This is a genomic window from Streptomyces sp. BL1, from assembly GCF_057628045.1.
This window is the reverse complement of sequence record NZ_JBXYWZ010000002.1, coordinates 3,600,173-3,615,807: the sequence shown is the minus strand read 5'-3', so window position 1 is coordinate 3,615,807 and position 15,635 is coordinate 3,600,173. Positions and strand designations below refer to the sequence as shown.

The window sequence follows — 15,635 nt, the reverse complement described above, 5'->3', positions numbered from 1 at the left end:
GTACGGTGTGACCGACCAGGGGACGGCAGGGAGGCGTGAGCGCGGTGACGGAGGCCCATCAACAGGAAGCTGCGGGGCAGCAGGAGGCCGCGGGGCAGCCGGAGGCGGCGGGAGCGGCCGACCCGACGGGTCCCGGAGCGGTGCTCGCCCTCGTGCGCAGCGGCCGGGCCACCACCCGCGCCGAACTCATGGCTGCCACCGGCCTGTCCCGCTCCACCATGGCCTCCCGGCTCGACGCGCTCAGCGAAGCCGGCTACCTGGAGGCCGCCGGCACCGGCGGCGCCACCGGCGGACGCCGCGCCAACTCCCTGCGGCTGCGCCCCGGTTCGGGCGTGCTGCTCGTCGCCGACATCGGCGGCAGCCACATCCACACCGCGCTCACCGACATGGCCGGCGAGATCCTCGCCGCGCACCGCCGCGCCTACGACGTGGCCGCCGGGCCCCGCAAAGTCCTCGGGCGGGTCGCCGCCGACTTCGAGCGGCTCCTCGACGAGGCGGGCGAGCAACGCGAACGCGTCCGCGGCATCGGCATCGGCGTCCCCGGCCCCGTCGAGGCCGGCACCGGACGTGTCGTCAGCCCGCCCATCATGACCGGCTGGGACGGCTACGTGGTGCCGGACTTCTTCCGCTCGCAGTACGACTGCCCGGTGCTCGCCGACAAGGACACCAACCTGATGGCGCTCGGCGAACACCGCGCCAACTGGCCCGCGGAACAGCACCTGTTGTTCCTCAAGGCCGGCACCGGCATCGGCTCCGGGCTCATCCTCGGCGGCCGCCTGCACCGCGGTGCGCAGGGCGCCGCCGGCGACATCGGCCACATCCCCGCCCCCGGCGTCGACGAGACCTCCCCGGATGCGCTGCCCTGCCGCTGCGGCCAGTCCGGCTGCCTGGAGGCCATGACCGGCGGCTGGGCCCTCGTACGCGAACTGCGGGCGGCGGGGCACGCGGTGCGTACGACGGACGACGTGGTGGAGCTCGTCCGTTCCGGGAACGCCGACGCGGTACGGCTGATGCGGCAGGCCGGGCGGCTCCTCGGGCAGGCCCTGGCCGACACGGTCAGCCTCCTGAACCCTTCGCTGCTCGTGATCGGGGGCGGCCTCGCGTACGCCCAGGACCATCTGCTCGCGGGCATCCGCGAGGTCACCTACCGGCGGTCCCTGCCACTGGCCACGCGCGAACTCCGCGTCACGGCCTCGCCGTTGCGGCACCAGGCGGGCGTCACGGGGGCCGCGCACGAGGTCGCCGACGCGTTGTTCGCCCCGGCGGCGGTGGACGCGGCTTTGCGGTGAGGGTTGGGGCGGGGTCGGGTGGGGTCGTTGCCTTGTGTGGTGGCGGCCGGTTCGTGCTCCGGTCAGTCCAGCAGCAGGGAGTCGGTGGCCAACTCGATCGCGGCGCCGACGGATTCGGGGAGGGTGAAGGTCTCGCCCTTCTTGTACGTGGAGCGGGTGCGGTACGTGCCGTCCTGGGGGTCGGTGAGGACGACGACCTCGCCGTGCTTGCGGTCCCCGACGACGTACACGGGGATGCCGGCGCGAGCGTAGTCGCCCGGCTTCTGCTCCAGGTCGTCACGCCAGTTCGTGGATGTGACCTCGACGACCAGGCGGAAGACCGCCGGGTCATAGCACTTGTACTTCACCTCGTGCTCCCGGAAGTCCGCGTCGACGACGGCGAGGTCGGGGACCGCGTGGTCGTCGTCGCCGGTGGGGAGCCACAGTCCGACAGCTTGGACGACGTTGGTCTCATCGCCGTGCAGAGATGCCAGAGCCAAGGTCATGTCGGTGAGTGACTTCGCATGTGCGCCGTCAGCGGATGGGGTCACGATGAGTCGTCCTCCGAGGATCTCCACCCGATGTCCGGGGAGTCGCCGGGCCGCGAAATCGGCCATGTCGATGAGGCTCATCGTCGGGTCCGTCGGCGCAGCAGGGCTGGGGCGCTCGGGGGCAACCGTCATGTCCTCGCTCCTCTGGCTCGCCTCGCCGGTCATCGGCCTCACCCTCGATCGTAGGACTGGCTCAGGAACGATTCTGCCGGTCAAAGCACCCTAAAGACACCGCTGTGGTGGTCCGGCATCCGTGTGCCGGACTGCTGTGGAACGGGGCGCACGGTAGCGCGACGGGGTGCTCGTGGGTGACGGGGCGCGCTGGGCGCAGCAAACGAGGCCCGCCTCCGGGGAATCGGAGGCGGGCCTCGTGGTGTGGACGGGCGGAGCCGTCAGAGGCGTTCGGGGGTGCGGATTCCGAGGAGGGCCATGCCCTCGTGGAGGGTGCGGGAGGTGAGGTCGCAGAGGAAGAGGCGGTTCTCCACCTGCTCTTGGGTGTCGGCCTTGAGGACGGGGCAGTTCTCGTAGAACGGGCTGAAGAGGGAGGCCAGTTCGTAGAGGTACGCGGCGAGCTTGTGGGGCTCGTAGAGCTCCGCTACGGACGCGAGTGTGTCGCCGAAGTCGTCCAGGTGGAGGGCGAGGGCCCGCTCCGCCGGGGCCAGTTCGAGCTCCGGGTGGGCGACCGGGGCCGCCGTGTCGCCGGCCTTGCGGAAGATGGAGCGGGTCCGGGCGTAGGCGTACTGGAGGTAGACGCTGGTGTCGCCCTGGAGGGAGACCATCCGGTCCAGGTCGAAGACGTAGTCGCGGGTCATGGAGTTGGAGAGGTCCGCGTACTTCACCGCGCCGATGCCGACCTGCTGGGCGCGCTCCTGGATCTCGTCCTCGGTGAGGCCGAGACCGCCCGCCTCGGCCTTCTCGCGGACGACGACAGCCGCCCGCTCCACGGCCTCGTCGAGGAGGTCGACCAGCCGGACCGTCTCGCCCTCACGGGTCTTGAACGGCTTGCCGTCCTTGCCGAGCACCGTGCCGAACGCCAGCTGCTTCGCCGCACCCTCGGGCAGCCAGCCCGCCCGCTGCGCGGTCTCGAAGACCATCCGGAAGTGCAGCTCCTGGCGGGCGTCCACGACGTACAGCAGCGTGTCGGCGTGCAGCTTGCCGATGCGGTCGCGGATGGCGGCCAGGTCCGTCGCGGCGTAGCCGAAGCCGCCGTTGGACTTCTGGACGATGAGCGGCGAGGGCTCGCCGTCGGGGCCCTTCACGTCGTCGAAGAAGACGCAGAGCGCGCCGTCGGAGCGCACGGCCACGCCGGACTCCTCCAGGTCCTTCACGACGTTCTGCAGATCGTCGTTGTAGGCGCTCTCGCCGACCACGTCCTCGTCGCGGACCTCGACGTCCAGCTCGGCGTAGACCGAGCGGAAGTACGTCTTCGACTCGTCGACGATCTTGTGCCAGAGGGCGAGGGTCTCCTCGTCGCCGGCCTGGAGCTGCACGACGCGGTTCCGGGCGCGGGTCTTGAACTCCTCGTCGGAGTCGAAGAGGGCGCGGGACGCCTTGTAGAGCCGGTTGAGACGGGCCATCGCGGCCTCGCCCTCGTCCGCGGCGCCGGCCGCGTCCGAGGCGTGGTCCAGCTCGTGCGGGTGCTCGATCAGGTACTGGATGAGCATGCCGAACTGCGTGCCCCAGTCGCCGATGTGGTGCCGGCGGATCACCTTCTCGCCGCGGTGCTCCAGGATCCGCATGACCGAGTCGCCGATGACCGTGGAGCGCAGATGGCCGACGTGCATCTCCTTGGCGACGTTCGGCTGCGAGTAGTCGATCACCGAGATGCCGGGCTCCGCGGCGTACGGCACGCCGAGGCGGTCGTCCTCGTACCGCGCGGCCAGCGTGCGCAGGATCGCCGCGTCGGAGACGGAGATGTTGAGGAAGCCGGGCCCGGAGACCTCGATCTCCTTGATCTCGTCATTGGCCGGGATGGCCTCGACGACCTGGGTGGCCAGCTCCCGCGGATTGCCCTTCAGCTTCTTCGCCAGCGCCAGCAGGCCGTTGGCCTGGAAGTCGGCTCGGTCGCTTCGGCGCAGCAGGGGGTCGGCGTCGCCGGCCTCCGGCAGAGCTGCCGAGAGGGCGTCCGAGACGCGCTGGTTGACCGTGGCGGCGAGGGAAGGGACCGAAGCCATGTGTACTGCCGTTCCGTAGGTGCGTGGCGTGGTATCAGCACCCGAGTATCCCATGCGCAGACCTCGCCCCCCGCGGTGGGAGAATGGGCGCCGCAAGGCTTGCAAGCGCAGACGAGAAGGAAGTGCCGGACGTGGCTCAGACCACTCAAGAGGCCGACTGGGTCTCCCGAATCGCCGATGAGGTCATCGCCGAGGCGGAGCGTCGCGCCCCCGGCAAAACTGTCGTCTGCGCGTCGGGTCTGTCGCCCTCGGGCCCCATCCACCTCGGCAACCTCCGCGAGGTGATGGTGCCGCACCTGGTGGCGGACGAGATCAAGCGCCGCGGTGTGCCGTGCGAGCACATCCTCTCCTGGGACGACTACGACCGGTTCCGCAAGGTGCCGGCCGGCGTGCAGGGCGTCGACGAGTCGTGGAACGCGCACATCGGGAAGCCGCTGACCTCCGTGCCCGCGCCGGAGGGCAGCCCGTACGACAGCTGGGCCGCGCACTTCCGTGCCGCGATGGAGGCCTCGCTGGACGAACTGGGCGTGGAATACCGGGGGATCAGCCAGACCGCGCAGTACACCTCGGGCGTCTACCGCGAGCAGATCCTCTTCGCGATGCGCGAACGCGAGGCGATCGACGCGGTGCTGGACCGCTACCGCACCAAGGACAAGCCGAAGCCGAAGAAGCAGCAGCAGAAGCCGGCCGACGAGGCCGAGCTGGAGGCCGCCGAGGGCTCCGGCGCGGCCGGTGAGGACGACGGCTCCGGCGCGGGCGGCGGCACGTACTACCCGTACAAGCCGTACTGCACCGTCTGCGGCCGCGACGTGACGACCGTCGTCAGCTACGACGACACGACGACCGAACTCGCCTACACCTGCCAGTGCGGCCACTCGGAGACCGTGCTGCTCAACGAGTTCAACCACGGCAAGCTCGTGTGGAAGGTCGACTGGCCGATGCGCTGGGCGTACGAGGGCGTCGTCTTCGAGCCGAGCGGTGTCGATCACCAGTCGCCGGGTTCGTCGTTCGTCGTCGGCGGTCAGCTCGTGAAGGAGATCTTCGGCGGCCAGCAGCCGATCGGCCCGATGTACGCGTTCGTCGGCATCAGCGGCATGGCGAAGATGTCCTCCTCGAAGGGCGGCGTGCCGACCCCGGCCGACGCGCTGCAGATCATGGAGGCGCCGCTGCTGCGCTGGCTGTACGCGCGGCGCAAGCCCAACCAGTCCTTCAAGGTCGCCTTCGACCAGGAGATCCAGCGCACCTACGACGAGTGGGACGCGCTGGAGCGGAAGATCGCCGAGGGCAAGGCGCAGCCGGCGGACGTCGCCGCGCACCTGCGCGCCTCGACGACCGCGGCGGGCCCGCTCACGTCGACTCCGCGCCCGCTGCCGTACCGGACGCTCGCCTCGGTCGTCGACGTCACCGCCGGGAACGACGAGCAGACGCTGCGGATCCTCGGCGAGTTCGACCCGGCGAACCCGGTGCACTCGCTCGGCGAGGTACGGCCGCGGCTCGACCGGGCCGAGCGCTGGGTCAACACGCAGGTGCCGGAGGAATCCCGGACCCGGGTGCTTTCCGAGCCGGACACGGAACTGCTCGGCTCCCTGGACGACGAGCAGCGCGAGTCCCTGCGGATGCTGCTCGACGGGCTCGACGACCACTGGTCGCTGGACGGGCTGACGCAGCTCGTGTACGGCGTGCCGAAGATCCGCGCCGGGCTGGACCCGGACGCGAAGCCGACGCCCGAACTCAAGGTGGCGCAGCGGGCGTTCTTCGCGCTGCTCTACAAGCTGCTCGTCGGTGGGGACACGGGGCCGCGGCTGCCCACGCTGCTTCTGGCCGTGGGGCTGTCGCGGGTGCGGAAGCTGCTCGGCGGCTGACGGTGCCCCTGGCGGGGCGTGCCTCCGCGTTTTGGCCCGGCCCTTGGGGCCGGGCCTTTTCCTTTTGCCCCTGGCGGGGCGGGCGTTGGGTGCGGGGTGCGTGCCCTGCGCGGGTGCGGTCCGGTGTGCCCACCCGTTCCGCCCCTTGGGCGGACCAGCTGCCCACACCTCGGTGGTGTGTCCGCCCCGCGCGGCGGAGCCGCATATCCGACGCAGCCGCCCCTTGGGCGGACCGCGTGCCCACACCTCGGTGGTTAGCCGGTTAGGCCCATGTCTGTGGTGTAGCGGGTCTTGAACTCTCTTATGTGGGGGAGCAGGTAGGCCTCGCTGAGGAGGGAGCCGTCCGCGCGGGTCACCCCGTGGGCGTCGTGCAGCATGCGGGAGAGCTGGCGCGCCGTGGGGAAGTCGCCCTGCGACGCCGCGTACTGGCGGTAGGCCGTGTAGTAGAACTCCTCGAACGGTATGTCGTCCGGGATGCCGACCGGGGTGTCGTCCACGACGGGCTCGGGTTCGGGTTCCGGTTCGGGCCCGGGGCCCGGTTCCGCTTCGCGCTGGTGCGGTACGGGCGCGCCCGCCGTGCCCAGCGAGCGGCGCCGGTTGGGGCCGACCGGGACGGTGACGCGGGAGGGGTCGGAGTCCTGCGGCTCGGCCATCCGGTCCGGTTGCGCCGCCGCCTGCTGGTGTTCCGGGGCGGGTTCGGGAACGGGGCCGTGGGAGGGCTGCGGGGCGGGCTCCACCACCGGAGCCCTCACGGCCGCCGACTCCTGTGCGGGCGCCGCCAGTTCGGGCTGCTGTGCGTACGGGCCCGGGGCCGGGTCAGGGGCGGGCCCGGCCTGCCCCGCTCGTACGGCGGCTCCGTGTGAGGGGAGCGGCGCGAGGCCCGCGGCCTCCAGGCCGGAGGGGCCGGTCTCGGTGAGGGGGATGCCGTAGCGGGCGAGCTTCAGCGGCATCGTCGACTCGACGGGCGCGCGCCGCCGCCAGTTGCGTCCGTACCGGGCGCGCAGCCGCGCCTCGTACACGAGCCGGTCCTGTTCCATCCGGATGACCTCGTCGTAGCTGCGCAGTTCCCACAGCTTCATGCGCCGCCACAGCCGGAACGTGGAGGGGAAGGCGAGCAGCCAGCGCGAGATGCGGACGCCCTCCATGTGCTTGTCCGCGGTGATGTCGGCGATGCGGCCGACGGCGTGCCGGGCCGCCTCGACGGCGACGACGAACAGCACGGGGATGACGGCGTGCATGCCGACGCCGAGCGGATCGGGCCACGCGGCGGCGCCGTTGAAGGCGATGGTCGCGGCCGTCAGCAGCCACGCGGTCTGGCGCAGCAGCGGGAACGGGATGCGGATCCAGGTGAGCAGCAGATCCAGTGCGAGCAGGACGACGATGCCCGCGTCGATGCCGATGGGGAAGAACGGGGAGAAGGCCCCGAATCCCTTCCGTTCGGCGAGATCGCGGACCGCCGCGTACGAACCGGCGAAGCCGATCGCGGCGATCACCAGGGCGCCGCCGACGACGACGCCGACGAGTATGCGGTGTGTACGAGTCAGCTGTACGGGCTGCACAGGTTGTTGCCCCCACCCCTCGGTATCCGGCAGCGACCCAGACTGGCACATGCGACGAGGCTCCGAGCGCGCGGGCGCTCGGAGCCTCGTTCAGCGTGGGGGGTCCGCGGTGGCCACGAGGGGCCGGCGCGGCGTCACTTCAGGGACTTCACGGCCTCCTTGGCCGCCTTCTCCGCGCCCTTCTTCAGGTCGCCGGAGCTGGGGGTCTTCGCGTCCTCGAAGCCGGCGCCCTCGTAGTCGACAGAGACGATCACGTTGGCGGACCGGGCCAGGACGTACTCCTCGTGGTAGTCCTCGGAGTTGCCCTTGTTGTCCTTCTTCTTGGCGTCGTAGCTCAGCAGCGTCCCCTCGTCGCCGATGCCGGACACCGCGGACGACTTGACGCCCTTGTTGGCCTTGTCGCTCTTGACCTCTTCGGTCTGCTGCTTCAGGAACGCCTTCGCCTGCGCGTCGCCGGAGCCGCGCGTGGTGTCGGAGTCGAAGCGCTTGAGCGAGACAGTCAGCTGCCGGTAGTCGTACTTGTCCAGGCCGCTCCACAGGCAGGTGCCGGAGTCGGTGGTGTCACCGGTGCCGATGCGCTTGCCGGACTGGTTGTCCGTCCCCGGCACCAGGTCCTTGACGGTGCCCTTGGACAGGGTCTTGCAGGAGTCCGGCAGCGTCTTGAACTTCACGGGAGCCGCGCTCGGCGACGCGCTCTTGGAGGCCGAGGGAGAGGCCGCCTCCTCGCCGCCGCCGGAATCCGAGGAGCAGCCGGCGACGAGCAGCACGGGGAGCGCCACTGCCGCACAGGCGAGCGTCCGAGCGACTCGCGGGGCGTTTCGCGGGGATTGTCGGTGCATGGGTCCTTCGCTTCCAGGAATGGTGTGTGGCTCTTGTGTGCTGGTGTGCACACCGTGGGGACGGAGTACTGCAGAGGGAAACGGTACGCGGCCGATGGCCCGGTGTGGGCGATTCGTGGCATCAGCCACACTCGGTTTCCGTCCGGTTCGTCCGTCTGTGCGCGTCACTCCTCGTCGAAGTGCGCGGCCAGCTCCTGAGCCACTGTCCTGGCCTTGCCCTGCAGTTCCGCGCTGTCGGGAAGGCGCCGCTTGTCCGTCGTCCACTGGTCGTACGTCACCGTGGCGATGACGTTGGAGGAGCGGAAGACGAGAGTGATGTCACGGTGGACGCCCGAGTGTCGGGTGTCCAATTGGTCGTTGATGTACGCACTGTCCCCGACGCCGTCGAGCATGCGGGGCGACAGGTCGTCGCTCGGGGAAGCGGAGGGGGAGGCCCCGTCGGACGGGGAGTCCGAGGGCGAGTCCGACGGTGACGCGCCGTCAGAAGGCGAGGCGGAGGAGGACGGGGCCGCGGCCTGCGCGCGCCGGTCGCCCTGCGCGTTCTGCTGCTGCGCGCCCTGCTTCTGCGCGTTCTGGCCCTGCGCGTTCTGACTCTGCGCGTTCTGGTCCTGTGTGCTCTGCTTCTGCGCGCCGGCGCCGCTCGGGGCGTCGCTCGGGGAGGGGCTGCCGCTCTCCGCACCGGGCGAGCTCTCGTCCGCCGAGGGCGAGCCGGACGAGGGGATCTCCGCCTGGCCGGCCCGCTCGTCGTACAGCAGCTCGGCCTGCTCGTCGTCGCTGACGGACGGGTCGTACGAGACCACCCGTTCCATGTCGACCGTCAGATGGCGGGTGCCGAGCGTCGTCGCGCCCTTCCAGCCGCAGCCGACGCGGCGGTCGGTGTCGTAGGTCACCTTCGCCTTGCCCTCGTACGGGGAGGTGCCCTGCTCGCCGCTGCCGGTGCCGCTGTCGGAGGAATCCGCGCCGGGCAGCAGCTTCTTGAGGGTGCCCGGGTTCACCGCGCTGCACGGCTCGGGAAGCGAGTCGTACTTGCCGGGGGCGGCCGGGGACGCGGAGCTGCCGGTGGAGCCCGGCTTGGTGTCCTCGCCCGTGTCACCGCCGGAGGAGCCGGTGCATCCCGCCAGCCCGCCCGTCAGGGTGATGGCCAGCGCGGCGCTGATGGCGTACGTCCTGGGCCTCCGCTGCACTGCCTTGCCCTCCGGCTCGGTCGGAAACGTGGTGCCGCCAGGGGCGGCGGAAACACAATGTCTACCGCACACACGGGGCGGCCGTCCGGTCGGGCGGTGCCGATGTGGTGCAATGTCCGTCTCGCCACTCTTCGTTGAGTGCTGAGTGGATTGTTGCGCGATGTCCGTCGAGAGGGCGAGGTGCCCCGCGGAAACGGCCGCACGGACCTGACGCCCCGTCCGGAGCGCCCCGCGCGGGGCCTGTTGCCGCGCGGGGCGTACATGATGACAGCCCTGCCGGAACGGCCGGGTCCGTCCGGGAGCTACGCGGCGGGGCCCGTCCAGTCCGCGAGTGCCCGTTCCAGCTCCGCGCGGTCGGGCCGCGGGTCGGTGGAGGCCCAGGCGATGTAGCCGTCCGGCCGGACGAGGAGCGTGTGCCGGCTGTCCTTGCGCAGCTCGGCGTGGCGTACCGCCGCGTTGTGCGGTGGCGCGGGCGCGCCCGCCGGGGTGACCAGCACGAAGTGGCCGTCGCGCAGCGCCTCGTACAGCCGGCCCCCGCCGTCCAGCGCCAGGTCGGGGGCGCGCTTGCCGGTGAGCGGGTGGGTGCCGGGCGGGGCGGGGTACGCGATGCCGATGCCGGAGATCATCCGGATGGCGCGGGAGGCCACCGGGCGGGCCCTGTTGACCAGTTCGGACACGGCGGTGCGCAGGGCCGGGGCGCCGGGGCGGTTCAGCAGCGCGAGCCGGAGGATGCCGCCGCTGGCGCGCAGCACCATCGTGCCGACGGGGTGGCGCTCGCTCTCGTACGTGTCGAGGAGCGCGGCGGGGGAGCGGCCGGCGAGCACGGAGGTCAGCTTCCAGCCGAGGTTGGCGGCGTCCTGCAGCCCGGTGTTCATGCCCATGCCGCCCGCGGGGGAGTGCACATGGGCGGCGTCGCCCGCGAGGAACACCCGGCCGATGCGGTACGCGGGGGCCTGCCGTTCGTCGCTGTGGAAGCGAGAGATCCAGCGCGCGTCGTGCATGCCGTAGTCGTCGCCGAGCGCGCGGCGCGTGAAGTCCCGCACCTCCTCCAGGTCCGCGGGCGCGCTGTCGGGCAGCTGCCGTTCGCGGGCCCAGCCCATCACGCGGTGGTAGCCGTCGCCGAACCCGCCGATGAGGGCGAACGCGTCACCCCCGGCGTTGACGGTGAACGGGGACTCGGGCGCGCGGGCGAGCCGTACGTCGGCGAGCACGATGGACCGCAGCACGGACTTGCCGGGGAACGGCAGGTTGAGCGCGTCCCGCACGGTGCTGTGCACCCCGTCCGTGCCGACGAGGTACGCGGCACGGAGCGTTTCCTCGGAGCCGTCCGTGTGCCGTACGTACGCCTCGACGCCGTCCGCGTCCTGCCGCAGTCCGGTCAGCCCGGTGCCGTACCGGAAGTCGACGCCCGCATCGCGCGCACGCCGCTCCAGCAGCCGCTCCACCTCGTACTGCGGAGTGATGAGCACGTACGGGAAGCGGGTGCGCAGCTGTGTCGGATCGAGCGTGGCGTGGCCGAACAGGCGGAGTTCCTCTATGCGGTTGCCGGTCTTCAGCAGATCGTCGGCGAGGCCGCGGGCGTCCAGCGTCTCCAGAGTGCGGGCGTGGACGACGAGGGCGCGGGAGAGGTTGCTCGTGGTGTCGTCGCGGCGCTCCAGGAGGGTCACGGAGTGGCCGGCCTCGGCGAGATCTCCCGCGAGCAGCAGGCCAGTTGGCCCTGCACCGACGACGAGAGTGTGCGGACTGGTGTGACGGGGCGCCATGGGGGTGCCTTCCGTTGGGAGTCGGCGAAGTGCGCGGTGCCCAACGATTGTTGGCTTGCCGGGTGTGGGTGCGCCAGCGCTGTGCGGGGGCGGGGCGGTGTGCTCCGGGAGACCCCGCCCCGCCCGCCGTCATGAGGCGCAGTCGTCCTTCGCCGGTTTGCCCGTGAAGCGGTCGCCCAGCCATGTGACCGCGTCGTCCACGGCCAGGCGGTCGGTGGTCAGGTGTTCGCCGGGGTACACCTTCCACGTGGTGGGGACCTTCGCGTCGCAGTACGCCTTGCGCGTCGCGTCCTCCGCCTCGGTGGGGATCACCTCGTCGGCGGCGCCGCGGTACTGCAGGACGGGGAAGCCGATCTCGTGCCGGGCGCCCGAGCCCTCCGGGCCCACGCCGGCGCCGAGTTTCTGCTCGTCGACGACCTCGCCCCAGGTCTTCCCGCTCGTCCCCTTCAGGCGGTACAGCTCGTCGAGCCCGTAGCCCTCGGTGTTGAGGTTCTCGATCTTCTCGCCGGGGACGCTCGCCAGAGTCCCGGCCAGACAGACCGACTTGAGCTTCTGCTGCGCCTCCTTGCCCTTCTTGTTGAGGAGTTGGCCGAAGGGCATGTCGGGGTGCGCGGCCGACAGGCCGATGAGCGCGTCGCCCAGGAAGCCCGCGAACGGGCTCCCGTTGAGGGCCTTCGCGACCGTCTTCAGGTCGCCGGGCACGCCGCCGGACGCGTCGCCGACGATGTTCACCTCTGGCGCGTACGACTTCGCCTTCTGTGCCGCCCAGAGGCTCGCCGCGCCGCCCTCCGAGTAGCCCCACAGACCGACCCTGGTCTTCCTGCCGATGCCGCTGCCGGGCACATTCGGCGCCGCGCGGGCGATGTCGAGCAGCGCGTGCGCGGCGTCGGCGCCGGAGACGTACGGGTGGGTCCGCCCGTCCAGGTAGCCCGCGCCGTCGGTCGCGGCGACGGCGTAGCCGGCCTTGAGGGAGGCCGCGATGTTGTCGCCCTCGTACTCGTCCTGGTACTTCCCCGCGAGCTGCTTCGAGAACGCGCACTGCGGTCCCAGCCCGAGCGTGCCGGGGTGGAAGGCGACGAGCGGACGTGAACCGGGCCCGTTCCAGGCCTTCTTGGGGACGGCCACGGTGCCGGACACCGCGACGGGCTCGCCGCGGTTGTCCTCCGACGCGTACTGGACCTTCCACGCCGTCATGGGGATGTTGCCCGGGACGTGCGGCAGCCGCGTCTCCCGGCAGGAGAGGACCGCGCCGGGCGTACCGGGCACGGACGGCGGCGGGCTGTAGATCCGGCCGTCCGAGGCCGTGCAACCCGCCCCGCTCCGGGCGCCGTTGCCGCCCGCGCCGCCGCCCTCCTCGGCACCCGCCGTGACGGCCGTGGTGCCGAGGCCGGCGCCGAGCAGCGCCGCCGCGGCGGTCACGGCCAGTCCCCTCCGGCCCCTGAACAGCCCTCTGCGGCCTCTGGACAGCCCTCTCCTGTGCGTGTTTCTCGCCCTCACCAATGCTCATCCCTTCGCGAGCGGTGCCGTGGCTGATGACGGCGGCGACGCTACGGACGGCTACAGGGGGCCGATAGTTATTGGACTGACAGTCAACGAGGGGCAGTTCGTCCCCCGGGGACGAACACTCCGCCCCCGCGCACGGAACGGGCACGCAAAAAGGCCCGGGGCTCCGTGAGCCTCCGGGCCGCGTCGGCGGTGGTACGGGCCGTGCCCGCCACTACGGGATCAGGGCCACACCAGACAGTAGGGCTGGTGGCCCGCCATGTGCAGACGGTCGGAGAAGTCCCGCCACTCGTGCAGCAGTTGGTACACGTTGAAGGCGTCCTGGGGGCCCGCACGGTCCGGGACCGTGGACCAGATGAACGCCGCGGCGCCCACCGACTCCTCGCCGATGCCGCGCAGCGGATCGACGACCGTCATCGGGAGCTTCACCACGGCGTAGTCGGGGTGCAGCACGACGAGTTCGAGAGGGGGAACGCGGTAGAGGGGTATGCCCTCGATGCCGGTGAGCACCATCGCGGCCATGGTCTCGGGCTTGATCTTGGTGAACATGCCGCCCTGGCCCAGCTCGTCACCGCCGAGCTCCTCGGGGCGCATCGAGATCGGCACCCGCGCCGCTGTCGCGCCGTCCGGTGCGCCGAAGTATTTGTAGGTCACCCCCACTCGGCCGCCACCCTTGCTGCTCCCAGTTGTCCCTGCGTCTCGCCGGTGGCGTCCCCTCGCGCGCTCGGCGCCCGCGTCTGACGGCTCGCCGGTCCCCTCACCCAGTCCGCCACCGCGCTGCATGTCACCACCCGACCACTCGCGGCCACCGCCGCGCAACCCGATCATCGTCTCAGAGACCTCCCCGTCTCACGGGCCGCGAAACGCCCGGCCGTTGAACCGGGTGAGGCTCTGACACCATGGATCGCGTGACTTACTCGTACGACGATGCCCCAGTATCGCAGTCGCTCTTCGAGCGGGCTGCCGCCGTGACGCCGGGCGGCGTGAACTCGCCCGTCCGTGCCTTCCGAGCCGTGGGCGGTACGCCCCGGTTCATGGTGTCCGGCACCGGTCCGTACCTCACCGACGCAGACGGCAGGGAGTATGTCGACCTGGTCTGCTCGTGGGGGCCGATGATCCTCGGCCACTCGCATCCCGAGGTGATCTCCGCCGTACAGGAGGCCGTCAGCCGCGGCACCTCCTTCGGCACGCCCGGCGTGGACGAGGTCGCCCTCGCCGAGGAGATCGTCGCCCGGATCGCCCCGGTCGAGCAGGTCCGCCTCGTCTCCTCCGGTACGGAGGCGACCATGTCCGCGGTCCGGCTGGCCCGCGGCTACACCGGACGCGCGAAGGTCATCAAGTTCGCGGGCTGCTACCACGGCCACGTCGACGCGCTGCTGGCTTCCGCGGGTTCCGGTGTCGCCACCTTCGGCCTGCCCGACACCCCCGGAGTCACCGGCGCCGCGGCCGGCGACACGATCGTCCTGCCGTACAACGACCTCGACGCCGTGCGCGCGGCGTTCGCCGCGAACCCGGGCGAGATCGCCTGCGTCATCACCGAGGCGTCCCCCGGCAACATGGGCATCGTCCCGCCGCTGCCCGGCTTCAACCAGGGCCTGCGCGACCTGTGCACCGACAACGGCGCGCTGTACGTCTCCGACGAGGTCATGACCGGCTTCCGCGTCAGCCGCACCGGCTGGTACGGAATCGACGGCGTCACCCCGGACTTGATGACCTTCGGCAAGGTCATGGGCGGCGGCTTCCCCGCGGCGGCCTTCGGCGGCCGCCGCGACGTGATGAACCACCTCGCCCCGGTCGGCCCCGTCTACCAGGCCGGCACCCTCTCCGGTAACCCCGTCGCCACCGCGGCGGGCGTGGCGCAGCTGCGGCTGCTCGACGAGGCCGCGTACGAGAAGGTCGACGCCGTCTCCGCGCAGCTGCGCTCGCTGGTCACCGACGCGCTGGCCAAGGAGGGCGTCGCCCACCAACTCCAGGTCGCGGGCAACATGTTCTCGGTGTTCTTCACCGACACCCCGGTCACGGACTTCGCGGGCGCGAGCGCGCAGGAGACGTTCCGCTTCACCGCCTTCTTCCGCTCCATGCTGGAAGCGGGCATCTACCTCCCGCCGTCCGCGTTCGAGTCGTGGTTCGTGTCCACGGCCCACGACGAGCGCGCCATCGAACGGATCGCCGCGGCGCTGCCCGCCGCGTCCCGCGCAGCGGCGGAGGCCACCGCATGACGAACCTGCCGGGCAACGCGGCACAGCACGGCCGCGACGGGGCGAGAGACAAGACGGTCACCGTCGTGCACGTCATGCGGCACGGCGAGGTCGAGAACCCGGAGGGCATCCTCTACGGCAGGCTCCCCGGCTACCACCTCTCCGACCTCGGCCGGCGCATGGCCGACCGGGTCGCGGAACACCTCGCCGACCGGGACGTCGTCCACGTCGGCGCCTCCCCGCTGGAGCGCGCCCAGGAGACCGCCGCACCGATCGCCAAGGCGCACGGCCTGGACCTCGCCACCGACGAGCGGCTCATCGAGGCCGGCAACGTCTTCCAGGGCAAGACCTTCGGCGTCGGCGACGGCGCGCTGCGCCGCCCGGGCAACTGGCGGCACCTGTTCAACCCGTTCAAGCCGTCCTGGGGCGAGCCGTACGTCCAGCAGGTCGTCCGCATGACGGGGGCGCTCGACGCGGCCCGGGACGCGGCACGCGGACACGAGGCGGTGCTGGTGAGCCACCAGTTGCCCATCTGGATCCTGCGCAGCTACGTCGAGAACCGCCGGCTGTGGCACGACCCGCGCCGCCGCCAGTGCACCCTCGCGTCGCTGACCCGCTTCACCTACCTCGGCGACCGGATCGTGTCCGTGGGCTATACGGAACCGGCCCGCGACCTCGTACCCGCACACCTGCTGAGCAAGGGGTTCGGGGCCTGAGCAGGAACCGGACGAACG

At 71.6% G+C, this 15,635-nt stretch carries 12 protein-coding genes; 4 read left to right on the top strand and 8 right to left on the bottom strand.

Translation table 11 applies throughout. The features are described from left to right. Nucleotides 1–35: 35 nt before the first annotated feature. Nucleotides 36–1,289 carry an ROK family protein gene (locus AC3AGO_RS15945; protein WP_487820866.1) on the top strand — a complete coding sequence of 418 codons (1,254 nt, stop codon included), beginning with the start codon at nucleotides 36–38 and terminating at the stop codon, nucleotides 1,287–1,289. Between the two features lie 62 nt (nucleotides 1,290–1,351). On the opposite strand, the gene AC3AGO_RS15940 is transcribed toward AC3AGO_RS15945, so the two are convergent. Together AC3AGO_RS15940 and argS are read right to left on the bottom strand one after the other, a co-directional pair. Then, nucleotides 1,352–1,951 (bottom strand): Uma2 family endonuclease, encoded by a 600-nt coding sequence (locus AC3AGO_RS15940; protein WP_487820865.1) that lies wholly within the window; start codon nucleotides 1,949–1,951, stop codon nucleotides 1,352–1,354. 260 nt (nucleotides 1,952–2,211) lie between these two features. Then, on the bottom strand, nucleotides 2,212–3,993 hold the full coding sequence (argS, locus tag AC3AGO_RS15935) for an arginine--tRNA ligase (protein ID WP_487820864.1): 1,782 nt from the start codon (nucleotides 3,991–3,993) through the stop codon (nucleotides 2,212–2,214). A 131-nt stretch (nucleotides 3,994–4,124) separates the two neighbouring features. Between argS and lysS the strand changes: the two genes are divergently transcribed. Then, nucleotides 4,125–5,855: a lysine--tRNA ligase gene (lysS, locus tag AC3AGO_RS15930; RefSeq protein ID WP_487820863.1), complete on the top strand. Its 1,731-nt coding sequence runs from the start codon at nucleotides 4,125–4,127 to the stop codon at nucleotides 5,853–5,855. Nucleotides 5,856–6,109: 254 nt separating this feature from the next. Here lysS and AC3AGO_RS15925 read toward each other — a convergent pair whose 3' ends face one another. The 6 genes from AC3AGO_RS15925 to AC3AGO_RS15900 all read right to left on the bottom strand — a co-directional run bounded on the left by AC3AGO_RS15925 (nucleotide 6,110) and on the right by AC3AGO_RS15900 (nucleotide 13,486). After that, nucleotides 6,110–7,465, bottom strand: a complete 1,356-nt coding sequence (locus AC3AGO_RS15925; RefSeq protein ID WP_487820862.1) for a DUF2637 domain-containing protein — start codon at nucleotides 7,463–7,465, stop codon at nucleotides 6,110–6,112. A gap of 83 nt (nucleotides 7,466–7,548) precedes the next feature. Continuing rightward, on the bottom strand, nucleotides 7,549–8,193 hold the full coding sequence (locus tag AC3AGO_RS15920) for a DUF3558 family protein (protein WP_487820861.1): 645 nt from the start codon (nucleotides 8,191–8,193) through the stop codon (nucleotides 7,549–7,551). Nucleotides 8,194–8,417: 224 nt separating this feature from the next. Then, the gene (locus AC3AGO_RS15915) at nucleotides 8,418–9,437 is read right to left on the bottom strand and encodes a hypothetical protein (RefSeq protein WP_487820860.1); all 1,020 of its coding nucleotides are present in this window, start codon (nucleotides 9,435–9,437) and stop codon (nucleotides 8,418–8,420) included. Between the two features lie 302 nt (nucleotides 9,438–9,739). Further along, nucleotides 9,740–11,200, bottom strand: coding sequence for an FAD-dependent monooxygenase (locus AC3AGO_RS15910; protein ID WP_487820859.1), 1,461 nt, complete (start codon nucleotides 11,198–11,200; stop codon nucleotides 9,740–9,742). Nucleotides 11,201–11,329: 129 nt separating this feature from the next. Next, nucleotides 11,330–12,619 carry a lipase family protein gene (locus AC3AGO_RS15905; protein WP_487820858.1) on the bottom strand — a complete coding sequence of 430 codons (1,290 nt, stop codon included), beginning with the start codon at nucleotides 12,617–12,619 and terminating at the stop codon, nucleotides 11,330–11,332. Between the two features lie 306 nt (nucleotides 12,620–12,925). Then, nucleotides 12,926–13,486, bottom strand: a complete 561-nt coding sequence (locus tag AC3AGO_RS15900) for a hypothetical protein (protein WP_487824677.1) — start codon at nucleotides 13,484–13,486, stop codon at nucleotides 12,926–12,928. A gap of 116 nt (nucleotides 13,487–13,602) precedes the next feature. On the opposite strand from AC3AGO_RS15900, the gene hemL reads away from it, so the two are divergent. Together hemL and AC3AGO_RS15890 are read left to right on the top strand one after the other, a co-directional pair. Next, on the top strand, nucleotides 13,603–14,922 hold the full coding sequence (hemL, locus tag AC3AGO_RS15895; RefSeq protein ID WP_487820857.1) for a glutamate-1-semialdehyde 2,1-aminomutase: 1,320 nt from the start codon (nucleotides 13,603–13,605) through the stop codon (nucleotides 14,920–14,922). Beyond that, complete coding sequence (locus tag AC3AGO_RS15890) at nucleotides 14,919–15,617, top strand: histidine phosphatase family protein (RefSeq protein WP_487820856.1); 699 nt, start codon at nucleotides 14,919–14,921, stop codon at nucleotides 15,615–15,617. The genes hemL and AC3AGO_RS15890 overlap by 4 nt, the downstream gene beginning before the upstream one ends. Nucleotides 15,618–15,635: the final 18 nt, after the last annotated feature.